Origin of the sequence: Flavobacterium soyae (assembly GCF_045348165.1) — a bacterium.
Taxonomy (GTDB): Bacteria; Bacteroidota; Bacteroidia; order Flavobacteriales; family Flavobacteriaceae; genus Flavobacterium; species Flavobacterium soyae.
Genome location: NZ_CP150845.1, coordinates 4,322,416 through 4,342,903 on the forward strand (window position 1 = coordinate 4,322,416; position 20,488 = coordinate 4,342,903).

Sequence of the window (20,488 nt, forward strand, 5' to 3'; positions counted from 1 at the left end):
TAAAAGGCGTTTCACTTGCATTAACAAACATAGTGCGCTATATGTAAGAAGTATGCTTCTTTTTATACTCTTTTAAATCACAATAAATTCTATGTTCCTATGTGTTAAATATTGTTCACGCAGATTTGCTTCGCCTGTTCGCTATCGCTCGGGTAACAGATCCAGCAGATTTTTAATTCTTAATCTTTAATTTTTTCAAATCTTTTTAATCCTATAATCTGTGGCAAAAAACAAATTACATCTTCCCTTTTTTGTATAATACTTCTAATTGTGTGTCCAAATATTTTACAAATTCTTCCTGAGATTTTATTCCATTTTTTTCTTGTTCCCAGGCTCCTAAAAGATAAAAAACAGTTGCTTTTGTTGTTGGCTTAAAAACCAATAAATAATCTAAATCAGTATCGGCAATATTTTCGATTGTGTTTACTTGATAAAAGATAGCCATTCCTAATTTATCAGGAACCAAAGATTGTGTCCCATACGTTGCCAAATATGCCCATTTTTTATTTTTACTTTCTTTTTTAAGCAATTCTGTATTCTTTTGTTTTACAATTCCCGTACAGATTCCTTTGATTTCTTTAGATGCCTGAATAGTATGCTTTGTATACAGCTGGTCTGGTTTTATAGTCAAAATTGAAGTGAAATCAATTTTATCAGATGCAGTTTTCCATCCATAATAATTCACTTTTACGCCAGATTCCTTGTCTTTATTAACAACTGCTGCGATCGTAGAATCGACTTCGTGGAAATGCAGTTTTTCATTGTTTAAATAACGATCAACAGACCCAATCCCAATTCCTTTTCCGGCTTTTAGAATATCGGCTCCCCAATCGCTCATTTCGTGGTAGGAATCAAAATTATCCTGTCCCACAACCGGCAGGATCATGGCAGAAGTTTTCTTTCCGAAAATATCAATTGCATTTCTCCAGTCTAAATATAAACGATAACCAATTCGGTTATTTTCCCAGCCCGGACCTTCGTAACGAATATCAAAAGAGTGGTCTGTATGTTCAGGTGCCAATTTTAGTCGGTCGACGTTTTTAAAAGCTGTTCCGCCAATGTATTTGCGTCCTTCCCATTTTCCGTCTGTTTTTGCCGAAATTTCGGCATACGTTTTAGCCGTTTTTATATCATATTTTTGAGCATTAACTGATGTAAAACCAATTAAGAATAAAACTGCGGCTGTAATTTTTGTTTTCATTTTATGGTAAATTATTTGAATATCTTATTTAGAAATTTGATCGTAAAATTGGTCGTTTTATAAAACCAGGGTTCAAAAAACCAAAAAGAATGCGGTGAGTTTTCTAGTATTTGAACTTCATTGTAAATTTTATACTGATTTAAAATCTTTATCATATCATCTCTCCCGGCATGAAACCTGTCGATACTGCTGTTTATAAACAATATGGGCGGTGTATTTTTATCAGTATGGCTTAAAGCCGATGCATTTTTCCAATTCTCCTTTTTTTCTTCATAAGGGCCTCCGAGCCAAAATGATGCCATTTCTCCTTCTGAAGATTCCTGATGCCTGAATGCCAAAACGCCGTCTATATCGATAATTGCGTTTACTTTTGAAGTTGATTTACTTTTATAAGAAGCATCTTCAAAAGCCGGGTTTTCATTTGTTGTACCAATCAAAGCTGCCATCTGCCCGCCCGAAGAACAGCCTAAAACCGCAATTTTGTCTGGATCTGCTTTGAATTTCTTTGCATTATCTTTAATAAATTTAATCGCATTTTTTACATCATAAACTCCGTACGGATATTTTGCCTCGAGCGATAATCTGTATTCTATTGTAAAACAGGAATAACCGTAAGAAGCAATTTCTTCTGCCAAAGCATTCATCTGGGTTTTATCGCCAGATCTCCAGCCTCCGCCGTGAATCATAATAACGGCAGGATTTTGCTTTTTTGTATCGTATATAAAAGCATCAAAATGCAAGGCTCTTTCGTTTTCTTTAAAGTAAATTGCATCACTAATCAGATTAACCCCTTTATGTTTCTCTATAACCGGAATTGTAATGGATGGATGTTTTTTTATCAATTTATTGTATGTGCTTTTTACTGTGTATGATGTGTCTACACTATAAGTTTGCTGTGCATTTATCGCACAGGAAAACAAGAATAAAATCAATACAATTTTTCGCATTACAATCCTTTTACTTTTTAGTTAGAAAGGAGTTCGACACTTTGGTCAAACTCCTCTTTAACTTCTTCAAAAAAACAAATAGTCTCAAAAAACTAACAAATTACTAATAACCAGGATTTTGAGGAAAATCTTTATTTTGGTTTAAATCCAATGCCACCTGCGGGATTGGTCTTAAAATTTTAAGCTGTCCGCCAACACCTACAAAATTAGCTGCCTTAATTTTATAATTATGAGCCGATGCTCTTGCTACTAATGTTCCTGTACGTTTTAAGTCAAACCAGCGCTTATATTCGCCTAACAATTCTCTTCCTCTTTCATCTAAAATATAATCGATGTTGAACTCTGCCGCTGTAGCATTTGCAACGCCGGCTCTTCTTCTTACTTCGTTTAAACGGTCTAAACCTGTTCCCGGATTTCCTGCTTTTAAATAGGCTTCGGCAGCAATCAAATACGTTTCTCCCAATCTCGAAACAATAATATCTCTCGTACTTACAGGCCCTGTACTAGAAGGTGTTGTAGGATCCGGATCGTCAAATTTCTTAACTGGAATCGTATAACAGTCTAAGTTTTTTATTAAAGTATGCGCTGCAGAATATTCTCCCCAAGGATGGTACACAAACGTCGCCGATTTTCTAGCCGCATTCGCTGTTTCCCAAGCCACTCTGTCTGCAGGTGTAAACCATTTTGGCTCATAAAAATGTCTCACTTTTAATGATGCCGGATTTGTACTTCTGTAATATGGATAATACAACACATTTTTTGTAACGCCGTTTGTAGTTTCAGGACCTTCCAGAATTTCTGTCATAAAAGTTCCTTCCCATCTTTTGTCTCCTTTTTCGTAAAGACCTAAAGCGTAATCTGTTGGACATAAATTATAACTTCTTAATGGCGCACCCGTTTCTGCTCCGCCTAAATACGAACTGAAATAATAAAACTGGTTATTTCCAAGTTTTGTTGGGTCTGTGCTTGTTGAAGCTTTGTCGTATTGAACAGAGAAAATAGTTTCGGCATTTAAATCGTTTCCGGGTTTGAATAACTGGTCGAAAGCAAGAGCTAAAGTTTGTCCGCCAATTGCTGCATCTGCGTAAGCTGCAGCTTTTGCAAAATCATCGGCTTTGCCAAAAGTTTCATATCCTCTTGTTAAATAAACTTTTGCCAATAAATCGTTTACGGCTCTTTTGTTTACTTTTCCAGTTGTGCTGTAAGAGTTTGTTCCAACACTTGCTAATGCTGCATCTAGATCTGAAATAATCTGTGTATAGACTTCCTCTGCAGTATTTCTGTGAAAAGATAAAACCGGTGTTGTAATATTTTCATTTACAATTGGAACGCCGCCATAAGTCTGAACTAACAGGAAATAAGCTTGCGCTCTTAAAAATCTGGCTTCGCCCACTAAAGTGTTCAAATTAGCCGTTTGTTCTGTTATTGCCGAATAATAAACAGCTTTATTTACAGATTGAATCAATTGGTAACAAGGCGTATACAAATCTGCAACATTATCAGAAGATGGTATTAAAAGTGTGTACTGGCTTAAACCTGCTGGTTCCGGCGTTCTTCCTTCGGCATACATATCTGTTCCGGCTTCAAATAACCACGGATTTCCTCCATAAATACTTTTTAGCCATGCATAATTTGTATTAATCAATAACTGATATCCTGATGCGGTTTTATAAGTGGCATCGGCAGGAACATTCGAAAGACTTTCTTCCTCAATATAATTACTGCATGAATTTAAAACCATAGCAGCAATTCCTAATAGTATTATTATTTTTTTCATTTGATATCTTCATTAAAATTTAACACTTAATCCCAATTGCGTTGTTACAGATGCCGGACGGTTTACCCCAAAAGGAGAAGCGGCCCATTCTGGATCATATCCATCAAAATCTGTAAATACAAATGGATCTAAAACATTTACATAAATTCTCAAATTACTGATTTTAAGTCTTTTCAACAATTCTGAATCTAATGTGTACCCCAAAGATATGTTTTTGATTTTTACGTAAGAAACGTCTCTGTAGTAACCAAATAAAGAGGTCCAGTAAGCTCCCGCGCCTGTTGCAACCGGCCCCGGTCTTGGGTTTGTGTTATTTGCATTGGCCTGAATTCCTGTTCCGTTTGTTGGAATAAAATAATCCATTGCCAGTTTTTGACGTCCTCTGTCACTTACATCTGCAAAATTTTGGTGAAAAGTACTTAAAACTGTCTGTCCCTGACTTGTCAGTACAGAAAAATTGAAATCGAAATTACCCACAGTCAGTTTAGAATATAAACTTCCCTGCCACTCCGGATTTGCATTTCCAATTACCGTTCTATCATTCTGATTAAATTTACCATCGCCATTTAAATCTTTTGGTCTCGCCTGACCCGGAGCCTGTCCGTAAGATGCTGCAAGTGCAGCTTCGCTTTCCTGCCAGACACCATTGTAAACGTAGTTGTAATTAGGGTTTAATTCTGATCCCAGAATTAATTTATTTCCAATATCACTAACTTTATCCTGATTATAAATTGACTCTAATTTATTTACGTTTTTAGTAAAGGTGAAAGTTGTTTCCCAATTTACTTTTTCGCTTTTAATATTCTTTGTCGTTAATAAAACTTCGACCCCTTTATTGCTTACAGAACCCACGTTTGCAAAAGTATTTTTCCAGCCGCTTTCTGCAGGTAATTGCTGTTTGTAGATTAATTTATCTGATAATCTGTCGTAAACATCAACACTTCCTGAGATTCTGTTTTGCAAAAATCCAAAATCAAGACCAAAGTTTAATTCTCGTGTTTTCTCCCAGGTTAAATCCTGATTCGCTAAATTTTCAGACTGCCAGCCCGAAACTACATTTGCTCCGTTTGCATAAAAAGTCTGCTGATTTAATAAAGCCTGAGAAGTATAAGGTGCCACATTGTCGTTTCCAGTATAACCTAAACTTGCACGAAGTTTTAAGTCTGAGATTATAGTACTGTTTGCCAAGAAAGATTCTTTACTGATTTTCCATCCTAATGCTACAGATGGGAAACTCTGCCATTTATTTCCTTCTGATAAAACAGACGAACCATCCCATCTTGTAGAAGCTGTCAATAAATATTTGTCTTTAAAAGTGTAGTTTAAACGAACCGCGTAAGAGCTTAAAGTATTTTTTTGATATCCGGAACTGATGTTATAGCTGGTTTGAACTCCAGATCCCATATTATTTGATCCAACATCAAAAGGCTGATTATTAGAATATAAATATGAAGTCTCATCAACATTTGAATACAAACTCTGTAATAATAAAACGCTAAAATCATGTACTTCGGCAAAAGTATGTTTCAAATCAATCTGATTGTCCCAAGTATAATTGAAGTTATTGTAGTTTTTTATTGAAGCCGAATTTTTTCCGTTTAATGTAACTCCGGCATTTGTCTGTGCGCCATAAGCTGCACTTGTAACTGTATTTTCTATTCCTGCAGCAAATGTTGTTTTAAACGAAAGCCATTTTAAAGCCTGATATTGAAAGAAAACATTTCCAACTGTCTGCCATGTTTTTTCTTTTTGAGATGAATTGGCTATCTCCATTAAAGGATTTACAGTACTGGTTTTATTAATTGCCCAGGAACCATTAGGATAAGTTAATTTTCCCGGAAGGAAAAATAAAGTACCTACTCTTTCATTTCCATCGGCATCAATAGCCCAAGGCGACATTAAAGGGCTTAATCTAAAAGCATCCTGCATGGCTAAATCACTTCCTAACTGTGTGTCAACACGAGCTATAGTAACATTTGCACCTGTTGTAAATTTGTCGTTTATTTTGTGATTTAATCCTAACTTGAAAGAATATTTATCTGTCCCGTCATTGTCGATAAGTCCTTCATCACTTTGAATTCCGAATCCTAAATTGTAGCTCAACCCAGAATCTGAACGGCCTGTTACATTTAAGTAATTATTTTGCGTCATTCCGGTTTTTAGAACCGCATCTGCCCAGTCAAAATTGTAACCGCTGTTTGCTCTTGAAACCAATAACGGACTTTGATTTCCTGCCAAAGCAGCAAGCTGCGCCGGAGTCTGCGTTGCTGGTGTTGCGCTCATGTAGGCAACCTGGTGAAATTTCCACCACTCTTCACCATTCATCATTTTTGGCATTCTTGCAGCTGTCTTTGTTCCGTAAGAAGATTCAAAGGTTACATTAATTCCTGATTTTACATTAGCACCACTTTTAGTGGTAACAATGATAACGCCGCTGGCTCCCCTTGAACCGTAGATTGCGGCTGATGAGGCATCTTTTAAAACGTCCATTCTTGCAATATCCTGCGGATTCAGAAAGTCAATATTATCAACCGGAACACCGTCTACAACATATAATGGAGATGATCCTACCAATGAATTGTTTCCTCTAATGACAACTTTAAATCCGTCTCCTGAACGTCCTGAACTTGATGAAATCTGAACTCCGGGCGTACTTCCCTGAATTGCTTCAAGTGCACTTGTTGTATTTCGTTCTGTAATCGTTGCAGCACTTATCGTACTTACTGATCCTGTAAGGTCAGTTTTCTTTACAGAACCATAACCCACAACCACAACTTCGTTTAATGAGTTTGACTGCTCTGCAAGGCTTACATTAATTTTCGTTTTTCCGGCAGTACTTACTTCCTGCGTTTGAAAACCTAAATAGCTTATTATTAATACTGCTTTATTACTCGTTACGTTTATTTTAAAACTTCCTTCGAAATCTGTAGAAGTTCCGTTTTTGGTTCCTTTTTCCTGAATGTTAACGCCTGGCAGCGATAATCCTGCAGCATCTGTAATTTTTCCTTCTATTACTACAGACTGTGCGTTTACGGCATTGCACAGTAGGAAATTCAGGAAAAATAAAAATACGAGATTGTATTTTCTTTTTTTCTTTAATGGTTGTTTAATTTTCATAAGCGGTTTAGTGGTTTGGTTAAATGTTATAGTTACTAGTTTTTATTTGTTTACTTTTTTTCCATTTATATAAGTATTTATAAAATTGATGTTCTTTACATTTTTTAATGAATAGACTGAATCTGCTTTTTCTATTTTTACATTTTTCAGCGTAATGTTTTCTACTGGAGATTCTGCATAACCTTCTGCCAAAACGCCAAATTTTCCGCTGTTTTTTACCGTAACATTTTCGAGGTTTATATTTCGCACTGTTGGTATAAAATTTCCGGTTTGTGAGCCGTACACATTATAAAACATGGTTACAAGCAAAACGCATTCTTTTACCGTTCCTACTTCGAGGTTTCTAACAAAAATATTTTCAATTAAACCTCCTCTTTTTGAATTGGTTTTGATGCGAATAGCCCGATCTAAGTTTAGGCTGTCCATTACACAATTCTCTACAAAAACATTATTTACCCCGGCAGAGATTTCACTTCCAATTACAACTCCGCCATGACCGTCGATCATTTTACAATTTTGAACAATGATGTTTTTACTCGGAATCGCTACTCTCCTTCCATCGGCATCACGGCCGGCTTTTATAGCAATGCAGTCATCACCAGTATTGAAGGTGCAGTTTTTGATTACTACATTTTGAGAATATTCAGGATCACAGCCGTCATTGTTTGGTCCGTGGCTGTTTACTGTTACACCGTCGATAATGATGTTGTTGGTTTTGATTGGGTGCAGAATCCAAAAAGGAGAATTGATAACCGTTATATCTTTTACCAAAACGGTATTACATTCAAAAAACTCGATAAAGTTTGGGCGTAAATATCTTCCTTCCCCAAAAATTCTTTCTGCAACAGGAATTCCTTTTTCAGCCATATCAACTAAAACTTCACGGTTTGCCGGATCATTTTGCGACGGAATTCCTTTTTTCCAGCCGTATCCTTTTCCGCCAGACCAAATCCACCAGTTGGTGCTGTCTGCCTGACCGTTTAAAATACCCTTTCCTGTAATGGCAATATTGGTTTTATTTTTAGCATATATAAGCGGAGAATAGTTCATTACTTCTGTTCCTTCCCATGAAGTATGAACGATTGGATAATTTTTTGGATTTAGGCTGAAAAGAATCTCGGCGTTATCTTCTAAATGCAGGTTTACATTGCTTTCTAAATGAATGGCTCCGGTTAAGTATTTTCCATTTGGCACCAATACTTTTCCACCGCCATTTTCTGCACAGGTTTTAATCGCTTTTTCGAATGCTGAAGTGTTTAAAGTTTTACCGTCTGCAACAGCTCCAAAATCGTTTATATTATAGGTTTTATCCTTAAATTTTGTTTGAGAAAGACTTTTAATGGTCAATTCTATATTTTTCCACGGATCAGGTTCAGATAAAGCTGCAATTTTTTTAGCACAGGATATAGTCAAAACAACCATAATACTGACAAAAACAATTGATTTATACGCTATAATCTTATTTTTATTCATTTGTGTGGAATATCAAGTAAACAATGCAAAAACATAAATAATTATGTAATCGATTACACGAAAATAGAAAATATGTTCCACTCAGCCAAATTTATTTAGAAATAAATTGTATTTTTAATTTTTATTAAGAATTATAATTACATTTAATGCAAAAATTATTATAATTTATTATTATTGTAGAATAAAAAAACATTGTAGTAATTTGATATGGTAATCGATAACATTAAATATTACGTTATCTAAAAAAAATGTATTTTTGTCTAAGAATTTAACTTGTAAAAACCCTTTTTAATGAGCGAAAAAGTAACCATTTATGATATTGCCGAGAAATTAAATATCACTGCAGCTACTGTTTCCAGAGCGTTGAATAACAACCCGAAGATTAAAGAAAGTACTCGTGAGTTGGTTATTAAAACTGCTGCCTCAATGAACTATAAGCAAAACAAACTTGCTTTAGCATTAAAAAGCGGCCGAAGTAACAATATTGGTGTAATTGTACCTCGTATAGACAGTAACTTTTTCGCATCTGTGATCAGGGGAATCGAAGAAGAACTGCATCCTAATGGCTATCAGGTAATTATATGCCAGACACATGAGAGTAAAAAAAGAGAAAATGAAAATCTATATACTTTAATTGATGCTCAGGTTGACGGCATTTTAATGTCTTTAACTGATGTAACGAACGAAAATGACGGTGCATTTCAATATGTACTTCAAAAGAACGTTCCGCTGGTTTTTTTCGACAGAAGCAAACATATTGAAGGTGTAAGTTCTGTAACCATAAACGACTTTAGGGGCGGTTATTTAACTACCAAGCATTTAATTAATGAAGGCTGCAGACATATTGCGCATTTCTCTGGGGATCAATCGCTGGAAATCTTTAAAAACAGGTTTTTAGGTTACAAACAGGCTTTGCTAGATCACGGAATCGAATTTAAGGAAGAATATGTTATTTATACGAAAAGTGCAGTTGAAGCAGGAAAAGAAGCGGTTGATAAACTGCTGCAATTAGAAACGCCGCCGGATGCCATATTCTCTGCAAGTGATTTTGCTGCATTAGGAGCTATTCAGGAACTTAAAGAAAGAAATATCAGTATTCCGAAAGAGTTTTGTGTAGCTGGTTTTAGTAACGAGCCTTTTACTAAGTTTATGGAATTATCTATTACTTCTGTAGATCAGTCGCCGCTTGAAATGGGAAAAATGGCAGCCCGTGTTTTCTTAGAACAGGTCGACAAAACAGAAACGATTAAAATCGAAAAAAAGGTAGTTCTCGCACCAGAATTACACATCCGAAAATCATCATCAAGAAGCACCTTTTAGGTTTTTTAACCATATAAGTTATATAAGTAAATTTAAGTTTGCTTTATATAACAATAAAAAAGAGGCTGTCTCAAAAGTAAAATCAAGCTGTTGAGAATCGCGTAAATGGAAAATTTCTCCGATAGGTATCCGAATAAAAAAGAGGTTGTCTCGACTTTTAGACTGCACCCAAAAGTTTAGACAAATTTATAATTAAGTTTTATAATAATGAGCTCGATATTGTATCGGGCTCATTGCTTTTAGATTAAGTTTTATTCTGTCATTATTATAATAATTAATATACTCAATAATCTCCTGTTTTAATTGACCAATGGAACTGTATTTTTTAAGATAAAACAGCTCTGATTTTAATGTTCCAAAGAAGTTTTCAATAATGGCATTGTCAAGACAATTTCCTTTTCTGGACATACTTTGTTTAATTCCTTTTTCTTTTAATAAGTATTGGTACTGTTTCATTTGATACTGCCATCCTTGATCAGAGTGCAGCGTTAAATTAGTATTATTGGGTATTTTCTTAAATGCTTTTTCAAGCATCACAGCTACTTGGTTAAATACGGGTCTTTCAGCCAGTTCATAGCTAATTATTTCTCCATTAAACAAATCAATTATTGGTGATAAATATAATTTTTTTCCTGAGACGTTAAATTCAGTTATATCGGTTGCCCATTTTTGATTAGGTACTGATGCTTTAAAGTTTCTGCTCAGAATATTTGGGGCAATCCTGCCTTGTTCTCCTTTATAGGATTTATATTTTTTAACTCTGATAAGACTTTTTAATCCCAACGATTTCATTAGTCTTAAAACTGTTTTATGATTGATGATTATCCCTTGAAGGTTTAACTCACTAGTGATCCTCCTGTATCCGTAACGTCCCTTATGCTTATAATAAATTGATTTTATAAGTTCTTTTACTTTTTTGTATTTATCAGCTGTTTTACTCTGTTTTTGATAATAATAAAAACTGCTGCGCGCCACATTACTACAATTTAAAAGTAATTTTAAATCATAGCGATGCCTTAATTCCATTATGACTTGCGATTTTTGGCTTTTTCTTCGGCTTGAATTAAGGCTTGTAACTTTTTTAGAAAATCAATTTCACAGCGTAATGCTTCATTCTCTAACAGAAGTTCTTCTTCCCTGGTTAAAGGTTTTTTGGATTTACTTTTTTTATCTTTAGAATCACTCATAGATTTTGGCCTCCCTTTTGGTTTTAGTTTTAATCCTTCTAAACCAAAATTAGCAAAATCTTTTTTCCATTTAATGATAATTGAATCCGAAGGAATGTTAAATCGTAAACGAGCTTCTCTTAAAGATAACGAATCCCTATAAATTGACTTTAAAACCTTTAATTTAAAATCAATCGGATAAACCCGATTTTTTCGTAATAATAAACCTGCCCTTCCATATTCCCTGTAAAAACTGACCCATTTGCGTATATTAGATTTGCTGGTTCCTTTCTCGTTAGATACTAATGCAAATGAATAATGTTTAACAACTACTAATTCTACACATTCAAGTTTGAATTCATAACTGTGCTTGACTTTTCTTTCCATAAAAATGCCCCCAAATAGCGTCTAACTTTTTGGGGGCAGTGCACAGGTATGGGTCTCAGATATTACTTATATCGGCAAACGTGAGAAACCCTGTTATTTAAGTTTAATAACCGACGCTTATTCAAAAAAGATAATGGGTTATGAGGTGTCTGATTCCCTTAGTACACAAGGATGTATTAATGCTTTAAAAATGGCTCATAAGAATAGGGTCTTTAGAACTGAACCATTGATACATCATTCAGACAGAGGCATACAATATTGTTCGGATGAGTACCAGTATTTTTTAAAGAAATGCAGTCTAAAATGCAGTATGACACAAAACTCAGACCCTTATGAAAACGCAGTGGCTGAAAGAATAAACGGAATATTAAAACAAGAGTTTAGGATTGATGCCTATCATCTTGAACTATATTTAATGAAGAAACTGGTAGCTGAGATTATTAATAAATATAACCAGATTAGACCACATTGCTCAAACTATATGCTGACTCCTGATCAAATGCACTTACAGAGAAGTATTAAAATGAAAACTTATAAAACAAAAAACAGAAGTAACTCGGAAGTTACTTCTGTCTAAAAAAATGTATTTTTACTGTTATTAATCCTGTATCGTTATTTTAGGACTAGACATAAGTATAATCTAAAATGAACTTATATAACTTATATGGCTAAAAAAAAAAGACGCACTGCTGTGCGTCTCTACATATAAACCTTTGTAACTTTGGACCTTTGTAACTTTGTACCTAAAAACTAAAGCGATACTCCTCTTTTCCAAGGGATGAAGTCGTTTTGGTTTAAAAGTGCTGCTTTGGTTTTTACTGTTCCGCTTGCAACATCTATAATAAATTCTAACATTTCATCGGCCATTTCATCGATTGATTTTTCTCCGGTGATGATTCCCCCGGTGTCAATATCAATGATGTCAGACATTTTATCTGCTAACTGCGTGTTTGAAGAGATTTTTACAACCGGAGCGATCGGGTTACCTGTTGGTGTTCCTAAACCTGTTGTAAACAATACCATATTTGCACCAGAACCAACCATTGCTGTTGTACACTCAACATCGTTTCCTGGTGTACAAAGTAAAGTTAAACCTGGCTTAGTGATATATTCTCCATAATCAAAAACTCCTGTAATAGGTGAAGTTCCTCCTTTTTTAGCCGCTCCTGCAGATTTCATTGCATCTGTAATTAAACCGTCTTTAATATTACCCGGAGACGGATTCATATCAAATCCTGAACCAGCATCTACAACCGTTTTTTCGTACCATTGCATTAAATCTAAGAAACGTTTTCCTCCTTCGTCTTCAACGCAGCGGTTTACTAATTCCTGCTCAACACCACATAATTCAGGGAATTCAGAAAGAATTGTAGTTCCGCCTAAAGCAGCCAATAAATCTGAAGTAACCCCTAAAGTTGGGTTTGCAGAGATTCCAGAGAATCCGTCAGATCCACCACACTCTAAACCAATTTTTAGTTTAGATAATGGAGCAGGTTCTCTTTTTATTTCGTTTGCTTTTTTAATCGCTTCAAAAGTGTCTTTTACCACACTGCTCAACATTGTTTCGATTGTTCCAATTGACTGCTGGTCGTAAATTAAAACAGGCTTTTTACTGTTTGGGTTTATAGCATCAAGAGCGTCTTTAAAAATCTGAATCTGAAGATTCTGGCATCCTAAACTTAAAACTGTTGCCCCGGCAACGTTTGGATTGTTTACATAACCCGCCAATAATTTAGCCAGACTATGAGAATCCTGACGAATTCCGCCGCAGCCTCCTTGGTGCGTAATGAATTTTACTTCGATATTGTTGAATAAATTAGCATCGTTTGAAGCTGCTTCATTACCTGCGCCTCCAGTTTCTGATTTTACTAAAGAACGCAATAATAATTGATAATCATTTTCTTTAGGCTTCATTAATTCTTTTTCAAAAATATCTTTTAAGATTTCGATATTTCTGTTTTCACAGAAAACTAACGGGAAAAACAACCAAACGTTTTCAGTTCCAACCTGCCCGTCTTCTCTATGATAACCCTGCCAGGTTCTGTCTTTCCACTTGTCAACATTTGGAGCAGTCCAGCCAATCGTTTCTGTTTTGCCGGTAACTTTGTCGCTTTCATGTTTTACATTTTCAGTAGAAAGTAATCCTCCTCTTTCGATTCTTGCACTTGCTTTCCCTACTAAAACTCCATACATAATGATTCTGTCCCCTACATTAAAAGGAACCATTGCAATCTTATGTTTCATTTTTACATCTGTCTCAACCGTAACTGATTCCCCTTCAAAATCAATTACTTCGCCAGCCGTAAGATTCACCAAAGCCACCGCTACATTATCGGTTGGGTGAACTTTTATTAATTTTTTCTGCGTTGCCATAACCCTTGTTCTTTGTTCTTTTTGTTTTTGTTTTTTTTATTTTATTCTTTCCTGAAACCTGGCAAAACCAGCCTCAATTCCGTTTGAATCTATTTCTTCTAAAGCAATCGTAATCGCTTTTGTTAATGATGGAATCTCAGTTAAATCTTCATCCCAGAAACTTTTATTTTGCAAAGTAAGCCTTGCTACTTTTTCATAATCATCTGATTTCCATAAACCGTCAAAAAACGAAACAATATCTTCACTGTCATTAACCGGTAAGCTTTGTCCGTTCCATGTTCCTTTATAGAAACGTATTAAAGCAGCAAAAGCAAAAGTTAAATGAACCGGAAGTGTTTTGTGAATAGCAGCATATCCTGTTAAACTTGGCAAAACACGAACTTTAAATTTAGAAATTGAATTTAAAGCGATGGAAGATAATAAATGTTTTATAAATGGGTTTCTGAAACGGTCTAAAATTTCTTCAGAGAAACTTGCCAATTCATCTTTATCCATATTTAAGGTTTCATTGATCTCTTCAAAAACAGCTTTATTAACAAATTCTCCGGTAAAAGCATTATCAACAGTTTCTTTTACAGTTTCGTTTCCGTAAAGTAACGAAAAAGGAACCATTGCTGTATGCGCACCATTTAAAATTCTAACCTTACGTGTTCTGTAGGGCTGCATATCTTCAACAATTTTTACATCTAAATTTGTTTTTTCAAACGGAAGTTTTGCTTTCAATTCATCGTCGCCTTCAATAACCCATAAAAAGAATGTTTCTGCACTAACAATCAAATCGTCTTTATAAGCTAACTGGCTGTTGTATTCTTCGATTTGATCTTTCGGATAACCCGGAACAATTCTGTCTACTAATGTATTATGGAAACTACAATTGTTTAAAATCCAGGAAACAAAATCCTGACCCAATTTCCAGTCTGTACAATATTTCAAAATAACTTCTTTTAAAGTATCTGAATTATAATTGATTAACTCACAAGGAATAATTGTTAATCCTTTATCACCAGCTCCATTAAAATGTTTAAATCTTTCATGCAAAAGTACGGTTAATTTTGCAGGAAAAGATACAGGAGGCTGCATTGTTGGCAGATCTGAAGCAATATATTCTATACCAGCCTCAGTAGTATTTGATATAATAAAAGCCAGTTCTTCTTCTTTAGCCAGGGCCAAATATTCCTGAAAAGAAGCATAAGGATCAACTGCTTTTACAATATTGGTAATCAATTCTTTTTCCTGAATTTCCTCGCCTTTTTTTACACCTTTCATAAACAAAGTGTATAAACCATCCTGAGCATTGATCATATTCACCAGCCCTTTATCAATAGGCTGCACAACAGCTATACCGGCATTAAAATCAGCTTTTTGGTTTAATTTCTGAATGGCATATTCTACAAAAGCTCTTAAGAAATTACCTTCTCCAAATTGAACTATTTTAATAGGAAGTCTGTTTGAAAACCCTGAATTTGATCTGTTTATTTTTTCCATTTTAATTTTTACTTTAAAGTGTTATAAATAACCACTTAATACCTTATTGACCAATTTTAATACATTGTAAATGAAACATTACACTCGTAGTTAAAATAAATCCTGCTGTGAGGAGTGACAAGATTTATTTTTTTAAGCGTAATGCTCAATTACAATCTCTAAAATCTAAAAAAAACGCATCTAAATAAGGATTGGCATGATTACTCCTTATTTATTTTCTTATATTTTTTATGATGTCCAGAACCTGACTTACTTTCGTTTTTAATCCGTCGTAATCGTTTTTTTCTAAAATATCTTTTGAAATTAACTGCGACCCAATACCTACACAAGTTACACCAGCATTAAACCAGGAACTTAAACTTTCTACAGTTGGTAAAACGCCTCCGGTTGGCATTATAGATGTCCAAGGGCATGGGCCTTTTATCGCTTTGATAAATTCTGGTCCGTAAATATCTCCGGGGAATAATTTTACAATTTCACAGCCTAATTCTTCAGCTCTTGCAATTTCGGTAAGTGTTCCGCAGCCCGGTGACCAAAGTACTTTACGTCGGTTGCAGGCAATTGCAATATCCTCCCTAAAAACCGGAGTCACAATAAAATTAGCGCCTAAACTCATGTATAATGATGCAGAAGCAGCATCTGTAATAGAACCAACACCTAAGATCATTCCCGGTAATTCTGCCAAAGCATATTTATTTAAAGCTCCAAAAACTTCATGAGCAAAGTCTCCTCTGCTTGTAAATTCCATTAATCTTGAACCTCCGTCGTAACAAGCTTTTAAAACTTTCTTGCTTACTTCGATATCTGAGTGAAAAAACAGCGGCACCATTCCGTTATCTTTCATTGTTTGTGCCACTTCTATTCTTGAATATTTTGCCATATCTCTAATTAATTATCTTGATACTAATGCAGAACCATCACCATCAATCATATTTTCAACTTCTTTTAATGTAACCAAATTATAATCTCCTGCAATAGTATGTTTTAAACAGCAGGCAGCAACTGCAAAATCTAATGCTCTCTGGTTATTATTTTGATATTCTAACAATCCGTAAATCAACCCTCCCATAAAGGCATCACCGCTTCCTACTCTGTCTACAACCGGAGTTACTTCTTTTACAGCAGCCTGATAAATTGTTTTTCCGTCAAACAAAACACCGCCAATTCTTTGGTGCGATGCACTTACAGAATAACGAAGCGTTGTTGCAGCGATTTTTAAATTCGGAATTAATTCAAACAATTTTGAGTATAAAGCCGGAAGTGATTCCTGATCCTGATAATTAGGGTTTTCCTTCGGAATTCCTAACATGAAATAAGCAGTATCAATATCCCCTAAAATAACATTGCAGTATTGCAGCATTTCCGGCATTACTTCGCTTGGCGTTTTGCCGTATTGCCACAATTTAGATCTGTAATTTAAGTCGCAGGAAATTTTGATTCCTAGTTTATGAGCTGTTTTAATAGCTTCTAAACAAGCCTCAGCCGCGGTTTGAGAAATTGCCGGAGTAATACCGCTCCAATGGAACCACTCAGCTCCTTCTAAAACTTTTTCCCAGTCTATCTGGCCTTTTTCAATAGTCGCCATTGCACTGTGTGCACGATCGTAAACTACATTACTGCCTCGTGTTCCGGCTCCGGTTTCTAAAAAATAGATCCCTAAACGTTCTCCTCCGTAAACAATGCTTTTGGTTTCGACATTCATTTTACGCATTTCTTTTAATGCCGATAAACCAATCTCGTTTTGAGGCAATCTTGTAACAAATTCGGCATTTACACCATAATTAGCCAAAGAAACGCATACATTAAACTCTCCGCCTCCGTACGTAGCACCAAATGCTGCAGACTGCGAAAAACGTAAATGTCTTTCTGTCGATAAACGCAGCATGATTTCTCCAAATGCAACTACTCTACTCATTTTTTATTTATTTTTTACTAGTAAAAAGTTTTTTTGCCGCAGATTAAAGGATTAAAAAAGATTTTTCAAACTTTACTATTAATGAATTTTAATAGTTCAAATTCTTAATTCTTAATTCTTAATTCTTAATTCTTAATTCTTAATTCTTAATTCTTAATTCTTAATTCTTAATTCTTAATTCTTAATTAAAACTTGAAATACTCTTTAGCATTATTATATGAAATATCGGTAACTAATTTTCCTATCCATTCCATGTCGTTTGGAAGTTCTCCGCGTTTAATTTCATCTCCAAGAAGATTACATAAAATACGTCTGAAATATTCGTGTCTTGGGAACGATAAGAAACTTCTTGAATCTGTCAGCATTCCAACAAAACAGCTGATTAATCCCATATTCGAAAGTGCGTTTAACTGCTTTGTCATTCCGTCTTTTTGATCTAAAAACCACCATCCTGAACCAAATTGTACTTTTCCGCGAACGCTTCCGTCGTTGAAATTTCCAATCATCGCTGCCATAACTTCGTTATCAGCAGGATTTAGGTTATAGATAATCGTTTTTGTCAATTTATCTTTACTGTCCAATGCATTTAAAAAGCTGGATAATTTTTGTGCCTGCGGATAATCTCCAATAGAATCCCATCCTGTATCAGGACCTAAAATTCTGTGCATACGCGCATTGTTATTACGCAAAGCACCTAAATGAAACTGCTGTACCCAGCCAAATTCGTGATACGTTTCAGACAAAAACAATAAAACGGCACTTTGGAATTTTAAAGCTTCTTCTGAAGTTAGGATTCTGTTTTCTCTTTTCTTTTTGAAAATTGAGGCTATTTCACTTTCAGTAAAGTTTTCAAAATAAATCTGATCTAAACCATGATCACTTAATTTGCATCCGTTTGCATTAAAGAATTCAATTCTTTTTCTTAGTGCCGAAAGTAAATCGGCATAAGTAATAATTGCAACTCCGGACACATCCCCTAATGTGTCCAGATATGCATTATAACCATCATTAGCAATTAAGATGGCTTTATCGGGTCTGAAAGCCGTACTCATTTTAGTTCCAATTGGATTTTTGGCCAGTTTTTGATGAAACTCTAAACTGTCAGTTGGATCTTCGGTAGTACAAACCAATTCAGCGTTTACTTTTTTAAGAAGGCTTTGTGTACTGTATGCCTGCGAATTTATTTTTTCAGTTGTTTCGATATAAATTTTCTCAGCATTTTTTTCATTCAGTAAATCATAAATATCAAAATAGCGCGCTAATTCTAAATGTGTCCAGTGATACAAAGGATTACGCATCGTGTACGGAACTGTTTTTGCCCAGTTTAAGAATTTATCTTTATCTGAACCATTTCCTGTTACAAACTGCTCGTTGATTCCTAATGTACGCATGGCACGCCATTTATAGTGATCTCCATTAATCCATACATTTGTAATAGTATCAAAAATCTTATCTTCGGCAATAAACTGCGGGTTTAGGTGATTATGATAATCAATAATTGGCTGGTTTTTAGAGTAATTGTGATACAACTCTTCAGCGTATTTATTTTCTAATAAAAAATTATCGTGTATGAATGTCTGATTCGGGCTCATGTTTTTTAAAATATATTTTGAGAATTATTCTTCGTTTGAAGGTTTTCCTATTGTAGCCAGGATTCCGCCGTCAACATATAAAATGTGACCATTTACAAAATCACTCGCTTTAGAGGATAAAAATATCGCCGCTCCGGCTAAATCTCCCGGGTCTCCCCATTTTGCAGCAGGAGTTCTGCTGATGATAAAATCGTTAAACGGATGTCCGTCAACTCTAATAGGTTTTGTTTGTTCTGTGGCAAAATAACCCGGCCCGATTCCATTGATCTGAACATTGTATTTTGCCCATTCTGTTGCCATGTTTTTCGTCAGCATCTTTAAACCGCCTTTTGCAGCAGCATACGCCGAAACAGTATTACGGCCCAATTCGCTCATCATTGAACAAATGTTGATGATTTTTCCTTGTCTTCTTTCGATCATTCCTTTTGCAACATGCTTAGAAACAATAAATGGGCTTACTAAGTCTATATCAATCACTTCTCTAAAATCAGCAACTTCCATTTCAAGAAGCGGAATTCTTTTAATAATTCCTGCGTTGTTAATCAAAATATCGATTGGGCCGACTTCGCTTTCAATTTTTGCAACAGCTGCTTTTACTTCCTGTTCTTCGGTTACATTAAATTTAGAACCAACCGCATTAATTCCTTCACTTTTAAGTAATGCCACAGCATCGTCAATTTTTTGCTGGGACGAATTTCCGTTTACCACAATTGTTGCTCCGGCTTGTCCCAATCCTTTTGCCATTGCCATTCCCAGTCCGTGAGTACTTCCTGTAATAAGGGCAACTTTTCCTTTTATATCAAATAAGTTTGTCATTTTTTATCTTAAATCAGTGATTTTACAAACATCCATATCTCCGTAATCTAAGTTTTCACCCGCCATTCCCCAGATAAAGGTATAATTACTGGTTCCTGAACCTGAGTGAATTGACCAGGGCGGAGAAATAACTGCCTGATGATTGTTCATCCAGATATGTCTTGTTTCCTGCGGCTGTCCCATAAAGTGACAAACGGCCTGATTTTCCGGAATATCCAAATAAAAATAAACTTCCATTCTGCGGTCATGTACGTGCGCCGGCATAGTATTCCAAACACTTCCCGGTCTTAATTCCGTCATTCCCATCTGCAATTGGCAGGTTGTTACAACGCTTCCAATAATCATTTGGTTTACTGTACGGTGATTGGCAGTTTCCATCGTACCTAATTCTAATTTATTTGCTTCTGCCAAACTTACTTTTACCGTTGGGTAAGTCGTGTGAGCCGGTGCAGAGTTGATGTAAAATTTAGCCGGATTTTTGCTGTCAGCACTTTTGAAGATCACTTCTTTATTACCGCTTCCAATGTACAAGGCATCTTTAAAACCAAGTTCGTAAGATGTTCCTTCAACTATTACAGAACCGCTTCCTCCAACATTAATAATTCCTATTTCTCTTCTTTCTAAAAAATACGGCGCTTTAAGCGGATCGATTGTTTCCAGAGTTAAATCATCTTTTACAGGAACTGCAGAACCAGCAATGTATCTGTCGTAATGCGAATAAACCAATACAATTTCATCTTCCTGCATTAAGTCATCAATTAAGAATTCTTCTCTTAACTGCTGTGTATCGTATTTTTTAACTGCTTCTGGGCTTGACGCGTATCTTGAACTATATTTTGTCATAATTTTATTTTAATGTAATCGATTGCACAAAATTAATTTTTTATATTGAAAAAAGCATAATTCAAACATAAAAATA

At 35.1% G+C, this 20,488-nt stretch carries 14 protein-coding genes and 1 pseudogene; 2 read left to right on the forward strand and 13 right to left on the reverse strand.

Annotation, left to right across the window (positions count from 1 at the left end; all coding sequences use genetic code 11):
• Window positions 1–235: 235 nt before the first annotated feature.
• The 5 genes from AABD74_RS18215 to AABD74_RS18235 form a co-directional block, all read right to left on the reverse strand.
• Window positions 236–1,201 carry a DUF4861 family protein gene (locus AABD74_RS18215; protein ID WP_406843834.1) on the reverse strand — a complete coding sequence of 322 codons (966 nt, stop codon included), beginning with the start codon at window positions 1,199–1,201 and terminating at the stop codon, window positions 236–238.
• 11 nt (window positions 1,202–1,212) lie between these two features.
• Window positions 1,213–2,148, reverse strand: coding sequence for an alpha/beta hydrolase fold domain-containing protein (locus AABD74_RS18220; protein WP_406843835.1), 936 nt, complete (start codon window positions 2,146–2,148; stop codon window positions 1,213–1,215).
• A 103-nt stretch (window positions 2,149–2,251) separates the two neighbouring features.
• Entirely contained in the window at window positions 2,252–3,925 is a 1,674-nt protein-coding gene (locus AABD74_RS18225; RefSeq protein WP_406843836.1) for a RagB/SusD family nutrient uptake outer membrane protein, read from the reverse strand.
• A gap of 12 nt (window positions 3,926–3,937) precedes the next feature.
• On the reverse strand, window positions 3,938–7,042 hold the full coding sequence (locus tag AABD74_RS18230) for a SusC/RagA family TonB-linked outer membrane protein (protein ID WP_406843837.1): 3,105 nt from the start codon (window positions 7,040–7,042) through the stop codon (window positions 3,938–3,940).
• A gap of 42 nt (window positions 7,043–7,084) precedes the next feature.
• A complete protein-coding gene (locus AABD74_RS18235) occupies window positions 7,085–8,515 on the reverse strand; it encodes a glycoside hydrolase family 28 protein (protein ID WP_406843838.1) in 1,431 nt (476 codons plus the stop codon).
• A gap of 291 nt (window positions 8,516–8,806) precedes the next feature.
• Here AABD74_RS18235 and AABD74_RS18240 point away from each other — a divergent pair, with 291 nt between their 5' ends.
• Entirely contained in the window at window positions 8,807–9,835 is a 1,029-nt protein-coding gene (locus AABD74_RS18240; protein ID WP_406843839.1) for a LacI family DNA-binding transcriptional regulator, read from the forward strand.
• A 192-nt stretch (window positions 9,836–10,027) separates the two neighbouring features.
• On the opposite strand, the gene AABD74_RS18245 is transcribed toward AABD74_RS18240, so the two are convergent.
• Window positions 10,028–11,388, reverse strand: a protein-coding gene (locus AABD74_RS18245) for an IS3 family transposase (protein ID WP_406843840.1) whose coding sequence is annotated in 2 segments (ribosomal slippage) — window positions 10,028–10,905 and window positions 10,905–11,388 — 1,362 coding nt in all. Because the reading frame shifts where the segments join, the coding sequence is not laid out codon by codon here.
• Between the two features lie 52 nt (window positions 11,389–11,440).
• Here AABD74_RS18245 and AABD74_RS18250 point away from each other — a divergent pair.
• Window positions 11,441–11,965: pseudogene (locus tag AABD74_RS18250) on the forward strand (transposase); the annotation flags it as partial.
• A gap of 173 nt (window positions 11,966–12,138) precedes the next feature.
• Here the strand turns inward: AABD74_RS18250 and AABD74_RS18255 are convergent.
• The 7 genes from AABD74_RS18255 to kduI all read right to left on the reverse strand — a co-directional run bounded on the left by AABD74_RS18255 (window position 12,139) and on the right by kduI (window position 20,412).
• Window positions 12,139–13,761, reverse strand: a complete 1,623-nt coding sequence (locus AABD74_RS18255; RefSeq protein ID WP_232680503.1) for a UxaA family hydrolase — start codon at window positions 13,759–13,761, stop codon at window positions 12,139–12,141.
• A gap of 36 nt (window positions 13,762–13,797) precedes the next feature.
• On the reverse strand, window positions 13,798–15,246 hold the full coding sequence (locus AABD74_RS18260; RefSeq protein WP_406843841.1) for a tagaturonate reductase: 1,449 nt from the start codon (window positions 15,244–15,246) through the stop codon (window positions 13,798–13,800).
• A gap of 211 nt (window positions 15,247–15,457) precedes the next feature.
• A complete protein-coding gene (locus tag AABD74_RS18265; RefSeq protein WP_232680499.1) occupies window positions 15,458–16,126 on the reverse strand; it encodes a bifunctional 4-hydroxy-2-oxoglutarate aldolase/2-dehydro-3-deoxy-phosphogluconate aldolase in 669 nt (222 codons plus the stop codon).
• 12 nt (window positions 16,127–16,138) lie between these two features.
• Complete coding sequence (locus tag AABD74_RS18270; protein ID WP_232680497.1) at window positions 16,139–17,161, reverse strand: sugar kinase; 1,023 nt, start codon at window positions 17,159–17,161, stop codon at window positions 16,139–16,141.
• A gap of 185 nt (window positions 17,162–17,346) precedes the next feature.
• Window positions 17,347–18,753, reverse strand: a complete 1,407-nt coding sequence (gene uxaC / locus AABD74_RS18275) for a glucuronate isomerase (RefSeq protein ID WP_406843842.1) — start codon at window positions 18,751–18,753, stop codon at window positions 17,347–17,349.
• Between the two features lie 24 nt (window positions 18,754–18,777).
• Window positions 18,778–19,569: a gluconate 5-dehydrogenase gene (locus tag AABD74_RS18280; RefSeq protein WP_232680492.1), complete on the reverse strand. Its 792-nt coding sequence runs from the start codon at window positions 19,567–19,569 to the stop codon at window positions 18,778–18,780.
• A 3-nt stretch (window positions 19,570–19,572) separates the two neighbouring features.
• On the reverse strand, window positions 19,573–20,412 hold the full coding sequence (gene kduI, locus AABD74_RS18285; protein WP_406843843.1) for a 5-dehydro-4-deoxy-D-glucuronate isomerase: 840 nt from the start codon (window positions 20,410–20,412) through the stop codon (window positions 19,573–19,575).
• Window positions 20,413–20,488: the final 76 nt, after the last annotated feature.

Excerpts from the sequence above, each read along its gene's own strand:
- AABD74_RS18280 (WP_232680492.1), bottom strand. The coding sequence starts at position 19,569 with ATGACAAACTTATTTGATATAAAAGGAAAAGTTGCCCTTATTACAGGA.
- AABD74_RS18240 (WP_406843839.1), top strand. The coding sequence starts at position 8,807 with ATGAGCGAAAAAGTAACCATTTATGATATTGCCGAGAAATTAAATATC.
- AABD74_RS18235 (WP_406843838.1), bottom strand. The coding sequence starts at position 8,515 with ATGAATAAAAATAAGATTATAGCGTATAAATCAATTGTTTTTGTCAGT.
- AABD74_RS18260 (WP_406843841.1), bottom strand. The coding sequence starts at position 15,246 with ATGGAAAAAATAAACAGATCAAATTCAGGGTTTTCAAACAGACTTCCT.
- AABD74_RS18230 (WP_406843837.1), bottom strand. The coding sequence starts at position 7,042 with ATGAAAATTAAACAACCATTAAAGAAAAAAAGAAAATACAATCTCGTA.
- AABD74_RS18220 (WP_406843835.1), bottom strand. The coding sequence starts at position 2,148 with ATGCGAAAAATTGTATTGATTTTATTCTTGTTTTCCTGTGCGATAAAT.
- AABD74_RS18270 (WP_232680497.1), bottom strand. The coding sequence starts at position 17,161 with ATGAGTAGAGTAGTTGCATTTGGAGAAATCATGCTGCGTTTATCGACA.
- AABD74_RS18265 (WP_232680499.1), bottom strand. The coding sequence starts at position 16,126 with ATGGCAAAATATTCAAGAATAGAAGTGGCACAAACAATGAAAGATAAC.
- kduI (WP_406843843.1), bottom strand. The coding sequence starts at position 20,412 with ATGACAAAATATAGTTCAAGATACGCGTCAAGCCCAGAAGCAGTTAAA.
- AABD74_RS18255 (WP_232680503.1), bottom strand. The coding sequence starts at position 13,761 with ATGGCAACGCAGAAAAAATTAATAAAAGTTCACCCAACCGATAATGTA.
- AABD74_RS18225 (WP_406843836.1), bottom strand. The coding sequence starts at position 3,925 with ATGAAAAAAATAATAATACTATTAGGAATTGCTGCTATGGTTTTAAAT.
- uxaC (WP_406843842.1), bottom strand. The coding sequence starts at position 18,753 with ATGAGCCCGAATCAGACATTCATACACGATAATTTTTTATTAGAAAAT.
- AABD74_RS18215 (WP_406843834.1), bottom strand. The coding sequence starts at position 1,201 with ATGAAAACAAAAATTACAGCCGCAGTTTTATTCTTAATTGGTTTTACA.